This window comes from Kosakonia oryziphila, from assembly GCF_900094795.1.
GTDB classification, from domain to species: Bacteria; Pseudomonadota; Gammaproteobacteria; order Enterobacterales; family Enterobacteriaceae; genus Kosakonia; species Kosakonia oryziphila.
Window position 1 is genome coordinate 1 of the sequence record NZ_FMBC01000092.1, and the last position, 5239, is coordinate 5239.

Annotated in this window: 4 protein-coding genes, 2 pseudogenes and 1 other annotated feature; of the genes and pseudogenes, 1 reads left to right on the forward strand and 5 read right to left on the reverse strand. The window is 52.8% G+C overall.

The features are described from left to right. Positions 1–720: 720 nt before the first annotated feature. The 5 genes and pseudogenes from GA0061070_RS25270 to GA0061070_RS23855 form a co-directional block, all read right to left on the reverse strand. A complete protein-coding gene (locus tag GA0061070_RS25270; protein ID WP_167353619.1) occupies positions 721–873 on the reverse strand; it encodes a hypothetical protein in 153 nt (50 codons plus the stop codon). Positions 874–1977: 1104 nt separating this feature from the next. Next, positions 1978–2931 carry a plasmid replication initiator RepA gene (repA, locus tag GA0061070_RS23835; protein WP_279616113.1) on the reverse strand — a complete coding sequence of 318 codons (954 nt, stop codon included), beginning with the start codon at positions 2929–2931 and terminating at the stop codon, positions 1978–1980. Beyond that, entirely contained in the window at positions 2912–2989 is a 78-nt protein-coding gene (gene tap / locus GA0061070_RS26105) for a RepA leader peptide Tap (RefSeq protein WP_071530466.1), read from the reverse strand. The genes repA and tap overlap by 20 nt, the downstream gene beginning before the upstream one ends. Positions 2990–3220: 231 nt before the next feature. Further along, positions 3221–3463 (reverse strand): replication regulatory protein RepA, encoded by a 243-nt coding sequence (locus GA0061070_RS23850; protein ID WP_000078032.1) that lies wholly within the window; start codon positions 3461–3463, stop codon positions 3221–3223. 132 nt (positions 3464–3595) lie between these two features. Beyond that, positions 3596–4099 (reverse strand): annotated as a pseudogene (locus GA0061070_RS23855) (phospholipase D family nuclease). Positions 4100–4178: 79 nt separating this feature from the next. On the opposite strand from GA0061070_RS23855, the pseudogene GA0061070_RS23865 reads away from it, so the two are divergent. Continuing rightward, positions 4179–5239, forward strand: a pseudogene (locus tag GA0061070_RS23865) (IS3 family transposase); the annotation flags it as partial. Then, positions 4460–4576 (forward strand) — a sequence feature (AL1L pseudoknot). Its footprint overlaps the pseudogene before it by 117 nt.

Consider the following 5239-nt stretch of genomic DNA (forward strand, 5'->3'; position numbering starts at 1 on the left):
GTATAGGTAAAGAACAGCTCTTTTGTTGTGTAGTCGAATTGTGCACTGGTAATAGTGAACGCAGCAAAACTGGATGTTGTGGCCATCAGGCAGAGAATGGCAATTAGTGATTTCATTCGGTTCACAATGTTGTACTTTGTGTCATGTTTCAGTTTCAGGAAAGGAGTGGTTAAGACACGATTGGTTATTGGTTCGTATGCAGATACCATGTGGCAGCCAGCTGGTTTTGCACCAACGCACTAATCAGTGTACCTTCGTCAGTACATTCAGAGGCCGTGGAGGTGGTCCTGAACAGGCTAATTATCCCGGACACTCGCCCCCGAAATTGTCATTAATAATCTCATCTTTATTTCCCGCAAAATTACGGCTGCGGACCGGAAGAGTCTGAATTATCCGTGGCAATTCAAAAACCATATTAACACATATACATATAAACATATGTAAGGCTAATCTTATAACCTTACAGGGGTTGACCTGCCCCTTATTCCCTTCAGCTCAACTCTTCCGGACTGAGACTTTTTTATCTGACGTCATCAGAATCGCCAGGTTATGCCGATCGCCGGACCGCTAAGCAGGGTGTCATAAACGTGGCCATGATGGTCATAATCCACCTTCAGGGCCTTGTAGCCGATCGAGGCCGACTGGTTATCCGTAAAGGTGTAATTGATGCTGGCCAGCACCGACCAGGTGTAGGGGGCTAACGCGCAGTCGAACGAAAACTCACGTTAAGCGATAAAGCTGGTCAACGGCTTCCGCACCGGACATGCCCATTCGGTTCAGCCGCCGCTCTGCCCGGCTTTTCAGTTGTGCATCAAGCGGCACAGACAGCAGGGCCATTTTCGTTTTTTTCTTCCGTTCCGGAATTCCGGTCATGCCTCCTCCCTTCAGCACAATCAGTATCCTTCAGGCAACCAGTCACAAAATGTGGCAGCAGAAAAGCCTGTGCTGAAACGTGGCTGCTGTGTTGTTTATATCACAACAGGGACTGACAGATGAACTGTCTTACCGATGCCGCGACACGGCGCAGCGAAATCTCCGGGTTGAGAATACCGGGCTGCGCGCAGGTATTCCTGGAATGCGCCAAAGGCGCATAGAGGCGCCCTCAGAAGTTAACCAGAGAACAGTGGTTAATGGCGCCGTAGCCCGGCGCAGCCGGTTACGCTGTTGACAGGTTCCACCAATCCATCCCTTCGCCCTGCCAGACCATAACCCGCTGACAGCCATGATGTGGTTTCATTAAGCCCTTTTAACTCCGGTGAGCGGGCTGTACGGCGCTTGCGACGTACAGGGCGTGATTTCCGGAGCCGTGGTGCCGGCGAAGCCGGTGCCCGGGGGCTGTACAGAGGAACCTGCCGCGATGTTACTGGCAGCGACCCGGATTTTTAGTTACAACATCCGGTATTAAAAGCGATGTTGTTCCGGCCCTCCGGGCCGGGGCGGCCTCGCTTTTCAGTGCCGGGGAGGGGCTGGATGGTTCAGATGTGCACGGTTTGTGTCTTTGTGCGAATATTTTGGATGTTGTAACTATTAGCCCCTAACTGATGCCCGCCGCGAAGTGGCGGGAGGTACATTTGTTGTTTCCGAACCGGCGCGGACGTAGTCCGCTGCAAGGGCGAACATTATCCCCGTTTTCCACAGGAAAGCGGGACTGAATAAGATCCGTTTTTTAATTGAATGTTTAAAAAGGGCAAAGGCGCGTAAGCGTTCGTTGGTGAGAAACAGCCCAGGGCTACGAGAAGGTTAAGAAGAAATTGCGGGTAATACTTCCAGTCATTGCGGGTAAAAAGTCCTCTATATTTGCGGATATTTGTGCATAACTACTGGGACATGACTAGTTTGCTTCATCAGGGGGTTTTTAGCCGGTAATGCGTGTAGTAACGGCAGGTTTTATTGATGGTTTTTCAGCCAGTTTTTAAACGCGGGGAAGCACAAAAACCGCCAGCGGCGGTAGAGGAAAAACGTGGAATGAAAGTTAAGTTAGCCTGGTGGCTCAGCGTCAAAATTGAGCTTGATCTGACGCAGGTAATGATAGACCAGCAACTCGAAATCATCCGGAGTCATGCCTGAGACTTCCGGCCGCGTGTTGATCAGCCAGGCTGCAATCTGGAACTGCCGGTCATCGAGCTGGGTAGAACGCGCAATTCTGGAAAGGCGCTTCTGTTCTATCGCTCGCTCGCGGCGAACCTTCAGGGCCTGCGCCACTTTCTCGTCAAAGAAGCGCTGTCGGGCCGCTTTTACGGACATCACTTCGCCTGGGGCAAGAATCCCCTCAGCCAGCGCGCGCAGACGTTCTTCACGCTCTTTGAACAGCAGATCGAGATTGACCTGGAGGAGCTTGAAAAACTGCTCTGTTAACGTGACATGACGCGGGAGGTATGTTTTTGTGTACGGGTCCAGGCGACGCATGTACGGCTCGATAATGCCGTAATTTTCAAACAGATCGAGTGCGCGGCAAATGCGGGAAGGCGTGACCTCTTCACCAGGTATTACCTCACCCCGGGAATCTTTTGGACTTAATGCCTTGCATATCTGTGAACTATTGAGGGCGACGTTAAACGTGGCAATGTCGCAGCCGCTGACCAGCAGAACGGCCAGTGCATCGAGGAGATGCTGGCGTTCCTGTCGGAAATCGCGCTCACGGCCAGCATTTGTGCGCATATGCACGAAATACGGATGCCGAGAGAAACGGCGTTTCTGGGCACGATGATACCCGTCCCGAAGTACTTTCGGGAGCTCGCTAAAGTTCGCAGGTCGAAGATATTTAGGATCAGCACACTTACACGCCGTCGAGTGTGTTCCGCGACGACGGCGAGTACGCTTCGGAGAAACAACAGCAGAATCGCGTGCTTCACGCAGATTCGCTAAGTCGTATTCCGACCAGTCGAAATAGGTAGAATCGGAAAATGTTCCGCTATTCAAACCCGCCCGCACTTATGTTGCACGGAAGGAGCAAATGGCGCAGAAACAGGTGTTGAACTTTTCTGAGCATAAAACTATACTCCCTGCATAGAGCAACAGCTTCTATACAGTTTAAGTAGGCCCCGTTAATCTTCTCCTCGTCGCCAAACTAGATGAAGATTATCGGGGTTTTTGCTTTTCTGGTCCCAGGTTGATACCTCTCAGAACCAGTTCCCTGCCACCTTACGGCGTGGCCAGCCATCAAAATTCTTTATACGAACAGGAATTTAGCATTCAAAGACAGTTCGATCAAGGAATGTGACTACTCACCTAACAATTCTCGTTTTATGAGCAGCTCTATCGCTTCTGCCTGAGTTAACCCATTCTCCTGACAAAATGCGTCCAGTTTATCTTTGTGAGAATTCTGGATGAACACATTTACAGGTTTATGAGTCTCCCTTTTACGGGATACCGAACGCATTTTCCTCTCACTTACACTAAGAGGCGTACCCTTTCGGTAAGCTCGTTTCGATGAGGAAGTTACTGCATTATCGATCTGCGACATCTCTGCCTCCTCAAGGATCAAACTTGGATCGTTTGCAGAGAATACTACAGATTCCTGAAATCAGCGACTTACTTTATGTAACGTAACCTGTGTTGGCGCACGGTTTACGTTTCAGGATCGTTTCTTGGGATGTCAGTACGTCTGTTTCCAGTCCGTTCCCTGCGCCCAACGGGATGTCCAGTGGTTCAGGTAGCTGCGGGCTAAGACTGGGTCATCTCAGACGACAAGCACGTTCTCCGAATTCGAACGGTCTGCAGCCCGGCTGAAGTTAAATGAGCCGACCTGGGTGTTGCGGCCATCAACGACGATCACTTTGTCGTGGAGAATTTTGTAAGCACTGACTGTACGAACCGGGATGCCGGCACCAACCAGAAGTTTCATTGCTGCTTTACTGGCGTTGTTGTTCCCGGCGTTAACTTTCCAGTCCAGAACCACGCCCACATCGCCCCCCCTGTGTTTTGCCCTGACAAGCGCCCCAACCACCTCCGGAGAGGTGAAGGAATAGCCCATCAGCCGGATTTCCTGTTGTGCGGTCTCAATTGTCTTAAGAACCAGCTGCAGAGCCGTACCTTCCGGAGAAAAACCTGTCTCAATGGTGGTGGCGTAAGTGATGGGTACTGGCGCACACAGAGCCATGCCGGGCAGAAGCCATCGGCGCACATGAACCGCCCCGGGAATCCTGGAGACTAAACTCCTTGAGAGAGAGGTAAACAGGATGACTAAAAACACGCGTTTTTCCCCGGAGGTCCGTCAGCGGGCCATCCGTATGGTTCTGGAGAGTCAGTACGAATACGACTCACAGTGGGCAGCTCTCAGTTCCATTGCCCCGAAGATTGGCTGCACGCCGGAGACACTCCGCACCTGGCTTCGTCAGTATGAACGGGATACCGGTGGCGGTGATGGCGGACTGAACACCGCTGAACGTCAGCGTCTGAAAGAGCTGGAGCGTGAAAACCGCGAGCTGCGCCGCAGCAACGATATCCTGCGCCAGGCTTCCGCTTATTTTGCGAAGGCGGAGTTCGACCGCCTGTGGAAAAAATAGCGCCCCTGGTGGATACCCTGCGTGATGAGCACGGGGTCGGACCGGTATGCCACGAGCTGGATATCGCCCCGTCAACGTATTACCGGCATCAGCAACTGTGCCGGTATCCGGAAAAGCGCAGCCAGCGGGTACGGCGTGATGACCTGCTGAAGCAGGAGATACAACGCGTGTACGATGAAAATCACAGTGTGTACGGTGTGCGCAAGGTCTGGCGGCAGTTGCTCCGGGAGGGCATCACTGTGGCCAGATGCACAGTGGCACGTCTGATAGCCGTCATGGGGCTTGTTGGTGTGCGCCGGGGTAGAAAGGTCCGCACTACCGTCAGCCGGAAAGAAACTGCAGCGGTCGACCGGGTGAACCGTCGGTTCGTGGCGGAGCGTCCCGACCAGCTGTGGGTGGCAGATTTTACCTATGTGAGCACCTGGCAGGGCTTCGCATACGTGGCGTTCATCATCGATGTGTTCGCCGGAGTCATTGTGGGCTGGCGGGTCTCATCGTCGATGGAGACGACGTTCGTGCTGGACGCACTGGAGCAGGCGCTGTGGGCCCGTCGCCCGTCAGGCACCATCCATCATAGCGATAAGGGCTCGCAGTACGTCTCGCTGGCGTACACGCAGCGGCTTAAGGATGCAGAACTGCTGGCATCAACAGGCAGCACAGGAGACTCATACGACAACGCGATGGCAGAGAGCATCAACGGGCTTTACAAAGCGGAGGTGATACACCGACAGAGC

What these genes read in the sequence shown, in the direction of transcription:
- GA0061070_RS25270 (WP_167353619.1), bottom strand. Translation starts at nt 873, where the DNA reads ATGACCGGAATTCCGGAACGGAAGAAAAAAACGAAAATGGCCCTGCTG.
- tap (WP_071530466.1), bottom strand. Translation starts at nt 2,989, where the DNA reads ATGCTCAGAAAAGTTCAACACCTGTTTCTGCGCCATTTGCTCCTTCCG.
- GA0061070_RS23850 (WP_000078032.1), bottom strand. Translation starts at nt 3,463, where the DNA reads ATGTCGCAGATCGATAATGCAGTAACTTCCTCATCGAAACGAGCTTAC.